Here is a 16,477-nt window from a genome sequence, read left to right as displayed (position 1 = left end):
GCTTGCGTGCGTCAGTCGATCAGGGCCGAGTTCTTCAGAAGCGCGGGGTCCAACCCCTCGCCTTCGCGCGTCACGGTCGCGGCCTTGGTCAGTTCCTCGATCTTCGCCGTGATGGCCGCATTCTCGATCTCGGCGGCCAGTTCCTCGCGCAGCTGGTCCAGGGTGGGCTTCTCGGCCACGCGGGTTTCCTTGACCAGGATCAGGTGGAAGCCGAAGTCGGTCTGGACCGGGCCGGTCACTTCGCCAACCTTCGCGCCCACGACGGCGTCCTCGAAGGGCTTGACCATCATCCCAAGGCCGAACCAGCCAAGGTCACCGCCATTGGCGCCCGATCCGGTGTCGGTCGACTTGGCCTTGGCGATCTCGGCGAAATCCGCGCCTGCGGCGAGCTCGGCCTTGATCGCGTCGGCCTCTTCCTGGGTCGCGACCAGGATGTGCGATGCATTGTATTCGGTCTGGGGCGCCGCGTCCTTGAAGCGCGCGTCATAGGCGGCCTGCAGCGCTTCGTCCGTGACGGCGCTGGCCACCAGCATCTCGATCGCGATGCCGGAGACGAGCCCGCGCTTGTCGTTGTCGATGGTCGCCAGCACACGCGGCCCCAGCTCGCCAACCGATTGCGCGAGGACTTCCTGCTGGATCAGCTGGTTGTAGATCCCCTTGAACAGCACATCGTCGGGCAGCTGCTGGTACTCTGCCGGCAGCGTCTCGCGGAGCGCGATCATGTGGCCCAGCGTGATGTTCACGCCGTTGACCGTCGCCACCACGGTGTCGGCCGTCTCGCCCTCGGCCAGCGCGGGGCCGGACAGCGCCGCCGCCAAAGCCACGACCGACCAGAATTTCGTGCGTTTCATCATTTTCACCTACTCCTGATCGCGGCCTTCGGCCTGCTTAAGTTGACTATGCCAGTGCTTCCCCTTACATCGCGACAGTCGCGTGGAACGGGCTCGACCGGTCATGCTCTGGACCTTCTAGGGAAGGCCGTGAGGGCGGGCAAGCCCAACGGCCACACGATGCTGTCAGAGAAGCCGCCCCACGGAGAAAACATGCTGGGTCTTGGATCGATTGCGCGGAAGGTGTTCGGCACTCCGAACGACCGCAAGGTAAAGTCCGTCCGCCCCATCGTGGCGCAGATCAACGCGCTCGAGCCCGAGTTCCAGAAGCTGAGCGACGAGGGGATCATCGCCAAGACGCGCGAATTCCAGAAGCGCGTGCAGGAAGGCGGCGAAAGCCTGGATGCGATCCTGCCCGAAGCCTTCGCGAACTGCCGGGAAGCCGCACGGCGCGCGCTGGGACTGCGGGCCTTCGACGTGCAGCTCAAGGGCGCGATGTTCCTGCACCAGGGCAATATCAGCGAGATGAAGACGGGCGAGGGGAAGACGCTGATGGCGTCCTTCGCGGCCTATCTGAACGCCCTGACCGGGCGCGGCGTCCACGTCGTCACGGTGAATGACTACCTGGCAAAGCGCGACGCGGAATGGATGGGCAAGGTCTATGCCGCGCTGGGGATGACCACCGGCGTCGTCTACGGGCAGCAGCCCGATGACGAGAAGAAGGTCGCCTACCGCGCCGACATAACCTATGCCACGAACAACGAGCTGGGCTTCGACTACCTGCGCGACAACATGAAAGCCTCGCTCGAGGACATGGCGCAGCGCGGCCACCACTATGCCATCGTCGACGAGGTCGACTCGATCCTGATCGACGAAGCGCGGACGCCGCTCATCATCTCTGGCCCGAGCCAGGACCGCAGCCCGCTGTACAGCGCGGTGGACAAGGTGATCCCGCACCTGCAGCCCGAACACTACACGGTCGACGAAAAGACCCGCGGTGTGACCCTCACCGAAGAGGGCAACGACGTCATCGAGGACCTTCTGCGCCAGGCCGGCATACTGCCCGAGGGGCAGAGCCTCTACGCCGCGGAAAGCACCTCGATCGTCCACCACGTCAACCAGGCGCTCCGGGCGCACAAGCTGTTCTTCAAGGACCAGCAGTACATCGTCCGCGACGGCGAGGTCATGCTGATCGACGAATTCACCGGCCGCATGATGAAGGGCCGCCGCCTGTCAGAGGGCCTGCACCAGGCGATCGAGGCGAAGGAAGGGGTGAAGATCAACCCCGAGAACGTGACCTACGCCAGCGTCACCTTCCAGAACTACTTCCGGCTTTACGAAAAGCTCGGGGGCATGACCGGCACCGCCGCGACCGAGGCCGAGGAATTCCGCGAGATCTACGGCCTTGGCGTGGTCGAGGTCCCGACCAACCGCCCCGTCGCCCGGATCGACGAACACGACCAGGTTTTCCGCACCGCGCGCGAGAAGTTCGACGGCATCCTCGAGGCGATCAAGGAAGCCCATGCGAAGGGCCAACCGATCCTTGTGGGCACCACGTCCATCGAGAAATCCGAACAGCTCTCCGCTTTGCTGAAGGACGCAGGCATCCAGCACAACGTCCTGAACGCCCGCCAGCACGAGATGGAAGCCAAGATCGTCGCCGATGCGGGTAAGCTGGGCGCCGTGACCATCGCCACCAACATGGCCGGCCGCGGGACCGACATCAAGCTTGGCGGCAACGTCGAATTCAAGATCATGGAGGCTATCGCCGCCGATCCCGAAGGCGACCACGTCGCCATCCGGGAACGCATCGAAGCCGCCCACAAGGACGAGGAAGAGGCCGTCAAGCAGGCCGGTGGCCTGTTCGTCCTGGGGACCGAACGCCACGAAAGCCGCCGCATCGACAACCAGCTCCGCGGCCGTTCGGGCCGTCAGGGTGACCCCGGCCGCTCGGCCTTCTTCCTGTCGCTGGAAGACGACCTGATGCGGATCTTCGGGTCCGAACGGCTGGACAAGATCCTGTCGACCTTGGGCATGAAGGAAGGCGAATCCATCGTTCACCCCTGGGTCAACAAGTCCCTGGAAAAGGCGCAGGCGAAGGTCGAAGGCCGCAACTTCGACATCCGCAAGCAGCTTCTCAAGTTCGACGACGTGATGAACGACCAGCGCAAGGCGATCTTCTCGCAGCGGATGGAGATCATGCAGGCCGACCACGTCGCCGATGTCGCCGCCGACATGCGCCACCAGGTGATCGAGGATCTCGTCGACCTCGCCATGCCGCCGAAATCCTACCCGGACGCCTGGGACACCGACGCGCTTACCGCCTCGGTCCGCGACATGCTGAACATGGACCTGCCGATTGCCGACTGGGCCGCCGAAGAGGGCGTGGACCAGGCCGTCGTGCTGGAGCGGATCATCGAGGCCTCGGACAAGATGATGGCCGAGAAGACCGAGAAGTTCGGCGCCGCGACCATGCAGACCATCGAGAAGCAGGTTCTTCTGCAGGCCATCGACAGCAAGTGGCGCGAACATCTTCTGCGGCTGGAACACCTCCGCTCGGTGGTCAACTTCCGGGGCTATGCGCAGCGCGACCCGCTGAACGAATACAAGACCGAAGCCTTCCAGCTGTTCGGCAACCTGCTGAACTCGCTGCGGGAACAGACGACCCAGCAGCTGTCGCGCATCCGTCCCGTGACCAAGGAAGAACAGGAAGAGATGATGCGCCAGATGGCGGCCGCCCAGGCCGCGGCGCAGCAGCCGAAGGTGCTGGAAGCCGCCGCGGCCGCTCCTGCTGCCGCCGCCGTCGCCGCTGCCCCGGTGGCCGAGGCCGCAACGCGGCTGGCTGGTTTCGACGAAGCCGACCCGTCCACCTGGGGCAACCCCGGGCGCAACGACCTCTGCCCCTGCGGTTCGGGCGAGAAGTTCAAGCACTGCCACGGTCGCCTCGCCTGAGGCGTCGCCCGGCCGGGGCCTCGGTCCCGGCCGATCAGGGCAGCAAACCGTAAGCCTTCCCAAATAATGCCATTTCTCCGCCCCTATTCGGCTCTAACCCGGAAACGGTAACGATTCTCACCGGGGCACTGCCATGCTTTGGGGCAAAAGGGTTCTAAGGGTGTCCGCCGTCCTGGCGGTCGCCGTAGGGGCCGCCCATACTGCCGAGACGCTGAAGGCCCCCGCGGCCGAGCATTCGCTTTTGCTGACTGCGGCTGAAGCGGCGCGCGACGAGCGTCCTGCCGACCGTGTCGCGGCTGCCATTCCGGAATCCGCCTCGCTGAGCACGCCTTCGGACGCGGGGTTCGCGCGGGTGACCGGAATCACGTCGGTCGCAGCCGAAGCCTCCGCACCCGTGACCGAAGGATGCGAGGCCCAGCTGACGCTTGCCACGCTGCCCGGCGCGATGATCGAGGCACGGCTGATCGCACCCTGCAACCGGGGCGAACGCTTCGTCGTCCGGCATTCCGGTCTGTCCTTCTCGGCCCAGACCAAGGCCGACGGACAGGCCTCCGTCGTGCTGCCAGCCTTGCGCAGCGATGCGATGGTCGCGGTCTATCTCGAGGATTCCCGGCTGGTCCTCGGTCGGGTCGATGTGCCTGACGCCGCATCCTATGCCCGCTACGCGATCAGCTGGGCCAGCCCGCTCGAGATGGAACTCCGCGTCACGGACGGCGACCGCGTTCTGATCGGCAGCCCCAGCTTGTCCGGCACGGAACAGGGCGTCTTAGCCCTTGGCCAGGCAAACCTGCCGTCGCCGGTATTGGCGCGCGTCTATTCGGTGCCCGGCAAGGATCTGGGTACGGCAGACATCACCGGCGAACTGCTGATCACCCCGGCGACCTGCGGCCGCACTCTAAGGGTGGAGACCGTCCACTCGGCCAGCGGTATTGCCACGACGACCGAGCAGACCGTCGCCGTGCCGCTTTGCGGGACGGCGGGTGACATTCTGGTGTTGAAGAATCTTGCGCCCGGCCTGAAACTTGCCGCTCCGAAGTAAGGACCGGATTGGCCGCGTATGCATGTGAAGGCAGGACTCGTGGCGCTTTGCGCTGCGCTGTTTGTTTCAGGACCTGCCGTTGCCCAGGACGTCACCCTGGTGGCCCGCGAGGGCGGCATCGTGCTGACCGGCACTCTGCAGGGCTATGACGGCGAATTCTACCGGATCGACACCGCCTACGGACCGTTGACCGTGGATGGCCAGGGCGTGATCTGCGAAGGCCCCGCCTGTCCCGACCTCATCGCGCCGCGCGCCGTCATGCGCGTGGTCGGGGCATCGGACGCCGCGCCGCTGCTGCCGGCCCTCTTCCAGGCCTTCGCCAGGTCGCGGGGCCTTGTCTACGAAGAGGGTGCGGGCGAAGCTTACGGCGCGCGCATCCTGGACCCGGAAAGTCGCAAGGAACTGGCCGAGGTCTCCTTCTCGGCGATGCCGCCCCAGCTTGCCACCGCCACGCTGCAGGATGGTGCGGCCGACCTCATGCTGGCCTTCCGGACCGAGCCCGACCTTGGCAGCCACGCGGTCGCGATGGATGCGCTTGTGGTGCTGGTCGCCCCGGACAACCCCACGCCGGAAATCTCCACCACCGAGCTTGGCAAGGTCCTCGCGGGCGAAGTCGACAACTGGGCGCAGATCGGTGGCCCGGACATGCCGGTGGTCCTGCACGCACTGGCGCCCGAGACGGATCTGCAACGCGCGCTGGCCGACCGGCTTGGCACCGAGGACAAGGCCACGGTCCTGCACCCGGACCTTGCCAGCCTGGCCGAGGCGGTAGCCAAGGACCCCTGGGCCATTGCGGTGTCCGGCCGCTCGGCCATCGCCCCGGCCCGCCGGATGCCGCTGACCGACAGCTGCGGCTTCCCGCTTCTGCCGACCTCCCTGGCGATCAAGGCCGAGGATTATCCCCTGTCCCTGCCCGTGCTTCTTCTGACGCCCAAGCGCCGCCTGCCGCTTCTGACCCGTGAGTTCCTGGATTTCCTGCGCACGCCTGATGCCCAGGCGGCCGTGTCGGCGGCGGGGTTCATCGACCGTTCGGCGAGCCGCCAGCCCATGACGGCGGACGGGTTGCGGCTGATCAACGCGATCCAGGGCGCGGGCGAGGACGTGACGCTGGACGACCTGAAGCGACTGGCGGGGATCATGGACGGCGCGGACCGTGTCAGCCTGACCTTCCGCTTCGAGGATGGCTCCTCTACCCTCGACGCCCAGTCGCAGGACAACCTCGCCGATCTTGCTCAGCTGATCGCGGCAGGCCAATTCCGCAACCAGAAACTGGTGCTGGCTGGATTCTCCGACGGATCGGGCGCGGCCGAGGCAAACCTGGCGCTCTCGGTGGAACGCGCCGCCAAGGTCGCGCAGGAGCTTGCGGCCGTGGCCCCGGACCTCGCGCCCCAGGATCTGCCGGTCGTGGAAGGTTTCGGCGAAGCCCTCCCGATGGCCTGCGACGAAACCGCCATCGGCCGCCAACTGAACCGCCGGGTCGAGCTCTGGGTCGTCCCCGACTTCGCGCCGCCCCCCGACGCTCCCGCGCCTTAAGCCAGGTATTCGGTCAACGTCTGCTTGGTCCCCACGGCCCAAAGCCGGTTCAGCCACCGCTCGAACGCGCCTGCAAACCGCGCATCCTGCCCAAGGTCGCCATAGACCGCCGTCATCTCCAGCCAGGCCGCCGGACGCGCCTTCGCGGCCTTCGACCGCGCGACGAGGGCATCCCAATCCGGGTCGTTCGGAGGGATGACGGTCCCGCTATCCGTCTCGCCATAGCAATACCGGCACCACATCGCGGAGACCAAGGCCAGCCCCTCCACAGACCCGCCCGCCGCAAGGGCATCCCGGATCGACGGCACGATGAACTTCGGCTGCCGGTTCGAGCCGTCGAGGCACAGGCGGCGTTCGGTATCCGCGACCTCGGGGTTCGAGAAGCGGTCCACGATCAGCCGGTAGTAGTCGCCCAGGTTGGTATCCGGCACCGGCGGGATGTAGGGGATGATCTCGTTCACCTCGACCTTGTCCAAAAGCCCCCGGATCAACGGGTTCGCCATCGCCTCGTGGACGAACTCGATGTCCATGAGGCCCCCGGGATAGGCGATGGTCGCGTGCCCGCCGTTCAGGATGCGGATCTTCATCATCTCGAAATTGTGGACATGGGGCGTCAGCGTCACGCCCACCTTCTCCCAGGCAGGCCGCCCCGCCGGAAAGTTGTCCTCCAGCACCCACTGCCGGAACGGCTCACAGGTCACCGGCACCGGGTCGTCGCCAAGCCCGAACGCCGCCGCCATCGCCCGCTCCCGCGGCCCGGTCGCCGGAGTGATCCGGTCCACCATCCCGTTCGGGAAGGCCACGTTGTCGCCAATCCAGTAGGCGAGGTCCGGGTCCTCAAGTCCCGCAAGGCCCATCACGGCTGCCTTGGTCACATGGCCATTGCCGGGAAGGTTGTCGCAGGACATCACCGTAAAGGGCTTCACCCCAGCCGCCCGGCGCGCCTTGAGCGCCGCGATGATTGCCCCGAAGGCGGTCTTGTGCGGGTCGACCGCGTCATCGACGATCTCGGGGTGCATCGGGTCGAACTGCCCCGTCGCCGGGTTGATGAAGTAACCGCCCTCCGTCACCGTCAGGCTGACGATCCGGATCTCCGGCCGCGCCATCGCCGCGATCAGGGCAGCGTTGTCCGCCTCGACCGGCAGGAAGTCGATCATCGCCCCCACCCGCCGGGCGGATTTGCCCGCAGGGTCCAGCTCGATCACCGTCGACAGGCAGTCTTGAGCCTTCAACGCCTCGCGCATCCGGGCGTCGCCCTCGCGCACCCCGGCGCCCAGGATTGCCCAGTCGTGGTTCAACCCCATCCCGAACAGGTCGTCCAGGTAGACGGCCATATGCGCCCGGTGGAAGTTCCCAAGGCCGATATGCACGATCCCCGGGGTCAGCTTCGAACGATCATAGGCAGGCATCTGCACGGTCATGGCTCAGCTCATCCAGTTGCCGCCGTCGACGTTCAACGTCTGGGCGACGATGTAATCGGCATCCGAGGAGGCCAGGAAAACGGCGGCCCCGGTCATGTCCTCGGGGCGGCCCATCCGGCCGTAGGGGACCGCAAGGCCTACCTCTTTCTTCTTCTGTCCCAAGGGCTTGTTCTCGTACTTCGCGAACAGCGCATCCACCGCGTCCCACATCGGCGTGTCGACGACGCCCGGCGCGATCCCGTTCACGTTGATCTTGTACTTGATCAGGTCGAGGCCGGCCGACTGGGTGAGGCTGATCACCGCGGCCTTCGAGGCGCAATAGACCCCCACCAGCGCCTCACCCCGGCGACCGGCCTGCGACGCCATGTTGATGATCTTTCCACCACGCCCCTGCGCGATCATCACCTTCGCCACCGCCTGCAGCGGGAACAGCGTCCCCGCCACGTTGACGGCGAAGATCTTGTCATAGCTTTCCCGCGTGATGTCGACGATGGGCGCCAGATCGAAGATCGCCGCGTTGTTCAGCAGGATGTCGATCCCGCCGCCCCACTCCGCCGCCGCCTTCACGCCCGCATCGATCGACGCCTGGTCGGTCACGTCCATCGTGATCCCCAGCGTCCGCTCCCCCAGCTTCGCCGCCGCTGCCTCAGCGCCGCCCACGTCCGCGATCACCACCCGCGCGCCTTCGCGCAGGTAGGCCTCGACAAAGGCCAAGCCGATGCCCCGCGCCCCGCCCGTCACAAGTGCCGTTTTCCCTGCAAGTCTCATAGTGCCAGTCCATTCGTATCAAAGCGGTGAATTTTCCCGGCCGGAGCCAGCCGGATGCGGTCGCCGTGGTGGGCATTGACCTCGCCCGGCGCGCGGACGGTCAGCGTGCCGACACCCTCGACCGCGACCTTGAGGAAGCTGTCGGACCCCAGATGCTCCGACAGGCCCACGACACCCTCCCACGGCCCATCACCGACCGAGATATGCTCGGGCCGGACGCCGATGGTATGGGCGTTGTGCTTCGCAGCCTCGGCCCCTTCGATGAAGTTCATCTTGGGGCTGCCGATGAAGCCCGCCACGAACAGATTCCGGGGGTGGTTGTACAGCTCCAGCGGAGCGCCGACCTGTTCGATCCGGCCCGCGTTCAGCACCACGATCTTGTCGGCCATCGTCATGGCCTCCACCTGGTCGTGGGTCACATAGATCATCGTGGTCTTCAGCGACTGGTGCAGCTCGGAAATCTCCTGCCGCATCCCGACCCGCAGGGCCGCGTCGAGGTTGGACAAGGGCTCGTCGAACAGGAAGGCCGCCGGTTCCCGCACGATGGCCCGCCCGATTGCCACCCGCTGGCGCTGACCCCCCGACAATTGGCCCGGGCGACGGTCAAGGTAGTTCGACAGGTTCAGCACCTTGGCCGCACGTTCCACCCTTTTGTCCTGCTCCGCCTGGTCCATCCCCGCCATCTTCAGCGGGAAGGCGATGTTCTTCCGCACCGTCATGTGCGGGTAAAGCGCGTAAGACTGGAACACCATCGCCAGACCGCGCTTGGCCGGAGGCAGGTTCGTCGCGTCCTTGCCGTCGATGTCGATCACGCCCGAGGTCGTATCCTCCAGCCCCGCGATCAGCCGCAACAGCGTGGATTTCCCGCAGCCCGACGGCCCCACGAAGACGACGAACTCGCCGTCCTCGATGGTCAGGTCGATGCCGGGAATGACGTCGACCTCGCCGAACGCCTTGCGCACCTTGGTCAGTTGGATCTTGCCCATGTTGTCCTCACTTCACCGCGCCAAAGGTCAGGCCGCGGACGAGTTGCTTCTGGCTGAACCAGCCAAGGATCAGGATCGGCAGGATCGCCATCGCGCTGGCTGCCGAGAGTTTCGCGTAGAACAGGCCCTGCGGCGCCGAGAAGCTGGCGATGAAGGCCGACAGGGGCGCCGCCTTGGTGGTCGTCAGGACGATGGTCCAGAACGCCTCGTTCCAGGCGAGGATGATGTTGAGGAGCATGGTCGAGGCGATCCCCGGCAGCGCCATCGGCGTCAGGACATAGATGATCTCGCCCCACAGCGTCGCCCCGTCCATGCGGCTGGCTTCCAGGATTTCCCCAGGGATTTCCTTGAAGTAGGTGTAAAGCATCCAGATGATGATCGGCAGGTTCATCAGCATCAGCGCGATGACGAGGCCGAACTTGGTGTCGATCAATCCCAGCTGCTGGAACAGCAGATACAGCGGGATCATCACCGCGACGGCGGGCATCATCTTGGTGGACAGCATCCACATCAGCAGGTCCTTGGTCTTCTTCCCGGGCACGAAGGCCATCGCCCAGGCGGCTGGGATCGCAATCAGCAACCCAAGCAGGGTGGAACCCACGGAGATGACGACCGAGTTCCAGAAGAACCGTGGATAGTCCGACCGCGCCCAGACTTCGGCATAGTTCTCCAGCGTCCAGTCTGCGGTGAACAGTTGCGGCGGCATCGCGACCGCGCTGGGTTCGGTCTTGAAGCTGGTCAGGATCATCCACAACACGGGGAAGAAGATCAGCAGGGCCACGAACCAGGCGGCGGCGGTGGTGAGCCACAGGCGGCGGGGGGAAAGGGCGCGGGCCATCTTTAGTTCTCCAGGTTGCGGCCAAGGCCGCGCATCAGGAAATAGGCCACGATGTTCGCCAGGATCACGGCGATGATCCCTCCGGCCGCCGCGCGCCCGATGTCCTTCGCCGCGATTGCCTGCTTGAAGATCATGTAAGGAAGCGTGGTGGAGGCCGATCCTGGCCCGCCCTGCGTGGTCGTGAAGATCTCGCCGAAGATGCCCAGAAGGAAGATCGTCTGGATCAGGATCACGACGGTGATCGCCCGGGTCATGTGCGGCAGGATGATGTAGCGGAAGCGGGCAAAGGCCGAGGCCCCGTCCATCTCTGCCGCCTCCAGCTGCTCGGACGACAAGGACTGCAGAGCCGTGAGCAGGATCAACGTCGCGAAGGGCAGCCATTCCCACGAAACGATCCCGATCACCGACCACATGGGATACTGCTCCAGGAACAGGATCGGCTGCATCCCGAAGCCCCGCGCCACGGCCGAGAACAGGCCGTTCTGCGGGTGCATGAACAGGTTTTCCCAGATCGACGCGGCCACCGGTGGCATCACGAAGAACGGCGCGATCACCAGGATGCGCAGGAAGCCCTGGCCCTTCACCGGCTGGTCGATCAGAAGCGCGATCAGGATGCCCAGCACCACCGTGATGATCAGCACACCGCCCACCAGCGCCAGCGTGTTGAACAGCGCCAGCCAGAAATCGGGCGAGTTAAAGAACCACAGATAGTTGTTGAACCCGACCCAGCCCGTCCGGTCCGGCGACAACAGGCGATAGAGCCGGAACGAATAGTACAGCGTCATCGCCAGCGGCACGATCATCCAGATCAGCAGCAGGACCACCGAGGGCGCCACCATCATGCGGGCGGCCAGGCGGCTGGATTGCGTGGACATGAGCGGCCTCCCCGGGCTTCCGATGGCGAAAGGGTGCGGCCGCGAATTGGGCCGCGCAAGCACTGATACGGTTTCGCTTGTGAAGGGCGGCTTGCGGATCTCTGGGGGGTCCGCAAGCCGAGTGTGAATCCGGGGGCCTTGGGAGGTCGCCCCCGGTTCTTGTTATTGGATGTAGCCTGCGGCCTTCATCTCTTCGGTAACCGCGGCCTGAGCCTCGGCCAGCGCCTCGTCAGCCGTCTTCTGGCCAGCCAGCGCCGCCGAGAAGATCTCGCCCACCGTGGTGCCCAGGCCCTGGAACTCCGGGATGGCGACGAACTGGACACCCACATACGGGACCGGCTTCACGGTCGGGTTGGTCGGGTCAGCCGAGTTGATGCTGTCGATCGTCATCTTGGCGAACGGCACCTTGGCGTACTCCTCGTTGGAATAGAGCGAGGTCCGCGTCCCCGGAGGAACGTTGGCCCAGCCTTCCTTCGAGGCGACAAGTGCCAGGTAGTCCTTGTTGGTCGCCCAGTTGATGAAGGTCTTGGCCGCATCCTTGGCATCCGACGACGCCGGAACCGCCAGGCTCCAGGCCCAGAGCCAGTTGCCGCGCTTGCCAAGCCCGTTGTCCGGGGCGAGCGCGAAGCCGACCTTGTCAGCGACGGTCGAATCCTTGCCGGTCACGAAGGACGCCGCAACGGTGGCGTCGATCCACATGCCGCACTTGCCCTGGTTGAACAGCGTCAGGTTCTCGTTGAACCCGTTGTTCGACGCGCCCGCAGGCCCGTAGTTGTTCATCAGGTTCAGGTAGAAGTCCAACGTCGCCTTCCACTCGGGCTGGTCGAACTGCGGCACCCAGTTTTCATCGAACCAGCGCGCGCCGAAGCTGTTGGACATGGCGGTCAGGAAAGCCATGTTCTCGCCCCAGCCGGCCTTGCCGCGCAGGCAGATGCCATTGATGTCCGCATCGCGGTTGGTCATCGCCTTGGCCGCCGCCTCGATGTCGGCCCAGGTCGGAGCGTCGGGCATGGTCATCCCGGCAGCTTCCATCAGGTCCTTGCGGTACATCACCATCGACGACTCGCCGTAGAAGGGCGAGGCGTAAAGGTTGCCGTCCACGGTCAGACCGCCGCGGATCGCCGGCAGCAGGTCGTCGACGTCATACTCCGCTGGCAGGTCGTTCAGGCTTTCCAGCCAGCCCTGCTTGCCCCAGATCGGAACTTCATAGGTGCCGATGGTGATGACGTCATACTGGCCGCCGCCGGTGGCGATGTCGGTCGTCACGTTCTGGCGCAGGACGTTCTCTTCCAGCGTCACCCACTCCACCTTGATGTCGGGGTGCTTGGCGTTGAAGTCGTCCATCAGGCCCTGCATCCGGACCATGTCGCCGTTGTTCACGGTGGCGACGGTGATGGTCGTCTCGGCCGATGCCACGCCCGCAAGCGCGACAAGAGCCGTTGCACCCATAAGGGCGCGCAGCGTCTTTGTCATGTAGTCCTCCCTTGATGGCGAAAATGAGCAAATCCTCGCCTGTTGAGCATTTACTCACAGCCGGACCAGAGTCGTCAAGCCCCCACATACGCTGCGACTGCGAGGGACTCGCCGGTTATTCGTGCTGCAGAAGCGCGGTGGCCGTGTCTTCGTCGGTCACGAGGCCATTGATGATGCGGCCGGTCAGTGCGGCGTGGATGGCGCCGACCTTGTTCTGCCCCGCCGCCACGCCGATGACGGGCTGGGACTGCCCCGGCTCGACCCGCACGCCGCCGACAAGCGCATTGCGCGGGGTCTCGATGTACTGTCCCTGGGCGTCGAAGATCCAGCTTCCGATCTCGCCCACGGCACCCAGCGCCTGCAACTCACGCAGGGCCTCGGGGGTGACGAACCCGTCAAGGGCCAGCGGCGCATCCGGCCCCATCTGACCGACGCCAACAAAGGTCACGTCCGCCTGTCGCGCCAGGTTGAACACGGTGCGCACCGGACGCAGGTGCATGAAGAACTCACGCTCCTCGGGCGTGTCCGAGATCACCGGCACGGGCATCGGATAATAGGTCGCGTTCAGCTTTTCCGCGATGCGGCTGATCACGTCGTACAGCGTTGCCGATCCGTCCGGCGCGATGTTGCCCAAAAGCGAGACGATGCGGTGCTGCACCGGCTCGGCGAAGCTGAACTGTTCCGCCATTGCCCGCAACGCCCGTCCGGTCCCGAAAGCGATCACCAGGGGCCGGGTGGTCCTGAGAACCCTCTCAAGCTCTCCGGCCGCGGCAGGCGCGACGGTGCGTGCCGGGTCGACTCCGGGCCCAAGCGAGGGGGCGACGCGGCAGCGCGTCAGGTGGAAGCGGTCCATGAGGGCGGACTCCAGGTCCAGGCAGGCCCCGATCCGGTGGTTGAGGCGCACATGGATCAGCCCCTCGGCCATCGCCCGGCTGACCAGGCGCTGCGCCCGCTGGCGGCTGACCCCCAGCTCGGTCGCGATCTGGTCCTGGGTCATTCCTGCGACATAGTACAGCCAACCCGCACGGGCGGCTTCATCCTGCAATGTCGGCTCGTTGCTCATGCTGCCTGCCTGCCCAAACCGGGCGCAATCTGGAAAAACTCGGCGAAGCTGGCAAGCCTGCGATGCGGGCGGGCGTCCTCCGGTTCCTCGGGTGTCTGCGGTCCCAGATGGCTGCCGCCGATGAAGCGCCAGACGGTCATGCCGGCGGCGAGCCCGGCGCGGAGGCCCGTGAGGCTGTCCTCGATCACCAACGTCCGCGCCGGGTCCGCGCCCATTTTGGCGGCCGCATAGAGGAACAGGTCCGGCGCCGGTTTGCCACTGGCGACGAGGGTGGAGGTGAACACCCGTTCCCCCACAAGGTCCGTCAACCCGACCAGCTTCAGCGACATCTCCACCCTGCGGGGGCTGGAGGAGGTGGCCACGCAGAATGGCACGCCGATCCGTTGCAGCACCTCGTGGACATGCGGGACGACCTTCAGCTCTTGCTGGAAGGCCGCCAGCAGCGCCTCACGATACTGCGCCTCGAACTCGGGCGGGAGGTCCAGGCCAAACTCGCGCCGGATCGTCTCCATCACCACGGGGTAGCTGCGGCCGAGGAAATGGCGTTCGACGTATGGGAGGTCGATGGTCAGCCCCAGCCGCGCGAGTTCCGTCACCAGCATCCGTGCGCTGATGATCTCGCTGTCGATCAGCACGCCGTCGCAGTCGAAGATGACAAGGTCGAACTCGCTCATTCGCTTAGGCGTAGCGCAAAGGGTGGGCTAAAGGTAGCCCTGTGAGCGGAAGCTCAACTCGCGGCTCTTGCCGATGATCAGGTGGTCGTGGAGCGTGATCCCCAGCGCGGCGCAGGCGTCCTTGACCTGGTGGGTCATGCTGATGTCAGCCTCCGAGGGCGTCGGGTCGCCCGAGGGGTGGTTGTGGACCAGGATCAGCGCCGATGCGTTCAGCTCCAACGCCCGCTTGACGATCTCACGCGGGTAGACGGGGACGTGGTCGACCGTACCCTTCGCCTGCTCCTCATCCGCGATGAGCACGTTCTTGCGGTCGAGGAAGAGGACGCGGAACTGCTCCGTCTCGCGGTGGGACATGGTGGTGTGGCAATAGTCCAGCAGGGCGTCCCAGCTGGAGAGGAGCGGCTTCTGGATCACCCGCGCCCGCATCATCCTTTGCGCGGCGGCTTCCACCAGCTTCAACTCCAGCACCACGGCAGGCCCGGCGCCCTTGACCATCTGCAGCCGGGCCGGGGAGGCGGTGATGACCCGGTTGAAATCCCCGAACGTGTCGAGGAGCAGCCGGGCGAGGGGCTTCACGTCCTGCCGGGGAATGGCGCGGAACAGGACCAGCTCCAGGAGCTCATAGTCCGGCAGCGCCGCACCGCCCGCCTGCATGAAGCGGTCGCGCAGGCGCTGCCGGTGGTCTGCGATGTAGGACGGCAGCCGCCCGGTCAGCGCCTGGGGTTCGGCCTCATCGGCATCCCCCGCAGGCGCGACCAAAGGTAGAAAAGGTTCATTGAACGACGTGACCATGCGACCCAGATTGCCGGGTCATGGTTGAGAAAGCGTTAAGGCCGTAGGGTGGGGTTCAACCCCACCTTACCGTTACCCCTTCATCCCGTCCCAAAAGCCCTTGACCTTGGAAAAGAAGCTGGAGCTTTCCGGGTTGTTCTCCTCGCTCAGCTTCTCGAACTCCCTCAAAAGCTCCCGCTGCCGCGTGGTCAGGTTCACCGGGGTTTCCACCGCCAGCTCGATGACCATGTCCCCGGTATTCGCCGACCGCAGCGCCGGCATGCCCTTCTGGCGAAGCCGCATCTGCTTGCCCGACTGCGCCCCGGCCGGAACCTTCACCCGCGCCTTGCCGCCGTCGATGGTGGGAACCTCGATCTCGCCCCCCAGCGCCGCCGTCGGCATGCTGACCGGCACCCGGCAGAACAGGTGCACCCCGTCGCGCTGGAAGAGCGCGTGCTCCTTCACCTCGATGAAGATGTAAAGGTCGCCATTCGGCCCGCCGCGCAGACCGGCCTCGCCCTCGCCGGCCAGACGTATCCGCGTGCCCGTTTCCACCCCTTGCGGGATGTTCACCGAGAGCTGCTTTTCCTTCTGCATCCGCCCCTGGCCGCTACACGTCCGGCAGGGGTTCTTGATGATCTGGCCCATGCCGTTGCACTGGTGGCAGGTGCGCTCGATGGTGAAGAAACCCTGCTGCGCCCGGACCTTGCCCATGCCGTTGCAGGTCGGACAGGTGACAGGCTCCGCCCCGCCCTCCGCCCCGGACCCGTGACAGGTGTCGCAGGTGACGGACGTTGGCACGGTGATCGTCTTCTGGATGCCGGAGTACGCTTCTTCCAGCGAAACCCGCAGGTTGTAGCGCAGGTCCGAGCCGCGCTGGGCCCGGGACCGCCCGCCGCCACCGCCGCCCCGGCCCATGAAATCGCCGAACAGGTCCTCGAACACGTCGGAAAACGCCGACGCAAAGTCGCCCTGCTGGCCATAGCCGCCAGGACGCGGACCCCCGCCCATGCCGTTCTCGAAGGCGGCATGGCCGAAGCGGTCGTAGGCCGCCTTCTTCTGTTCATCCTTCAGGCAGTCATAGGCCTCGTTCACTTCCTTGAACTGGGCCTCGGCCTGCGGGTTGTCGGAGTTGCGGTCGGGATGCAGCTCCTTGGCCTTCGTCCGGTAAGCCTTCTTCAGCTCTTCGGCCGAAGCGCCCTTCTTCACCCCGAGCACTTCGTAATAATCGCGCTTTGCCACGGCAAAACCCCC

General features: G+C 65.7%; 14 protein-coding genes. 3 read left to right on the top strand and 11 right to left on the bottom strand.

Annotated elements, in window-relative coordinates; all coding sequences use genetic code 11:
- Positions 1-11: 11 nt before the first annotated feature.
- Positions 12-854, bottom strand: a complete 843-nt coding sequence (locus ACE3Q6_RS05060; RefSeq protein ID WP_374429304.1) for a peptidylprolyl isomerase — start codon at positions 852-854, stop codon at positions 12-14.
- A gap of 189 nt (positions 855-1,043) precedes the next feature.
- On the opposite strand from ACE3Q6_RS05060, the gene secA reads away from it, so the two are divergent.
- From secA to ACE3Q6_RS05045, 3 genes are all read left to right on the top strand, one after another.
- The gene (gene secA / locus ACE3Q6_RS05055; RefSeq protein WP_374429301.1) at positions 1,044-3,782 is read left to right on the top strand and encodes a preprotein translocase subunit SecA; all 2,739 of its coding nucleotides are present in this window, start codon (positions 1,044-1,046) and stop codon (positions 3,780-3,782) included.
- 160 nt (positions 3,783-3,942) lie between these two features.
- A complete protein-coding gene (locus ACE3Q6_RS05050; RefSeq protein WP_374429298.1) occupies positions 3,943-4,821 on the top strand; it encodes a hypothetical protein in 879 nt (292 codons plus the stop codon).
- Between the two features lie 18 nt (positions 4,822-4,839).
- Positions 4,840-6,354, top strand: a complete 1,515-nt coding sequence (locus ACE3Q6_RS05045) for a phosphate ABC transporter substrate-binding/OmpA family protein (RefSeq protein ID WP_374429296.1) — start codon at positions 4,840-4,842, stop codon at positions 6,352-6,354.
- Here the strand turns inward: ACE3Q6_RS05045 and ACE3Q6_RS05040 are convergent.
- From ACE3Q6_RS05040 to dnaJ, 10 genes are all read right to left on the bottom strand, one after another.
- Complete coding sequence (locus tag ACE3Q6_RS05040) at positions 6,351-7,775, bottom strand: mannitol dehydrogenase family protein (protein ID WP_374429294.1); 1,425 nt, start codon at positions 7,773-7,775, stop codon at positions 6,351-6,353. The genes ACE3Q6_RS05045 and ACE3Q6_RS05040 overlap by 4 nt on opposite strands.
- A 3-nt stretch (positions 7,776-7,778) precedes the next feature.
- Positions 7,779-8,543 (bottom strand): L-iditol 2-dehydrogenase, encoded by a 765-nt coding sequence (locus tag ACE3Q6_RS05035; RefSeq protein ID WP_374429292.1) that lies wholly within the window; start codon positions 8,541-8,543, stop codon positions 7,779-7,781.
- Positions 8,540-9,529 (bottom strand): ABC transporter ATP-binding protein, encoded by a 990-nt coding sequence (locus ACE3Q6_RS05030; RefSeq protein WP_374429291.1) that lies wholly within the window; start codon positions 9,527-9,529, stop codon positions 8,540-8,542. Before ACE3Q6_RS05030 ends, ACE3Q6_RS05035 begins: the two co-directional genes overlap by 4 nt.
- A gap of 7 nt (positions 9,530-9,536) precedes the next feature.
- A complete protein-coding gene (locus ACE3Q6_RS05025) occupies positions 9,537-10,367 on the bottom strand; it encodes a carbohydrate ABC transporter permease (RefSeq protein WP_374429288.1) in 831 nt (276 codons plus the stop codon).
- Between the two features lie 2 nt (positions 10,368-10,369).
- Entirely contained in the window at positions 10,370-11,242 is an 873-nt protein-coding gene (locus ACE3Q6_RS05020; protein ID WP_374429286.1) for a carbohydrate ABC transporter permease, read from the bottom strand.
- Positions 11,243-11,404: 162 nt separating this feature from the next.
- On the bottom strand, positions 11,405-12,715 hold the full coding sequence (locus tag ACE3Q6_RS05015; RefSeq protein ID WP_374429284.1) for a sugar ABC transporter substrate-binding protein: 1,311 nt from the start codon (positions 12,713-12,715) through the stop codon (positions 11,405-11,407).
- A 115-nt stretch (positions 12,716-12,830) separates the two neighbouring features.
- Entirely contained in the window at positions 12,831-13,778 is a 948-nt protein-coding gene (locus ACE3Q6_RS05010) for a sugar-binding transcriptional regulator (protein ID WP_374429282.1), read from the bottom strand.
- Positions 13,775-14,452 (bottom strand): HAD family hydrolase, encoded by a 678-nt coding sequence (locus tag ACE3Q6_RS05005; RefSeq protein ID WP_374429280.1) that lies wholly within the window; start codon positions 14,450-14,452, stop codon positions 13,775-13,777. Before ACE3Q6_RS05005 ends, ACE3Q6_RS05010 begins: the two co-directional genes overlap by 4 nt.
- Positions 14,453-14,479: 27 nt before the next feature.
- Positions 14,480-15,244, bottom strand: coding sequence for a DNA repair protein RadC (gene radC / locus ACE3Q6_RS05000; protein ID WP_374429278.1), 765 nt, complete (start codon positions 15,242-15,244; stop codon positions 14,480-14,482).
- Between the two features lie 72 nt (positions 15,245-15,316).
- Positions 15,317-16,465: a molecular chaperone DnaJ gene (dnaJ, locus tag ACE3Q6_RS04995; RefSeq protein ID WP_374429276.1), complete on the bottom strand. Its 1,149-nt coding sequence runs from the start codon at positions 16,463-16,465 to the stop codon at positions 15,317-15,319.
- Positions 16,466-16,477: the final 12 nt, after the last annotated feature.

Origin of the sequence: Tabrizicola sp. (assembly GCF_041913445.1) — a bacterium.
GTDB lineage: Bacteria > Pseudomonadota > Alphaproteobacteria > Rhodobacterales > Rhodobacteraceae > Tabrizicola.
This window is presented reverse-complemented; position numbering and strand designations above follow the sequence as displayed.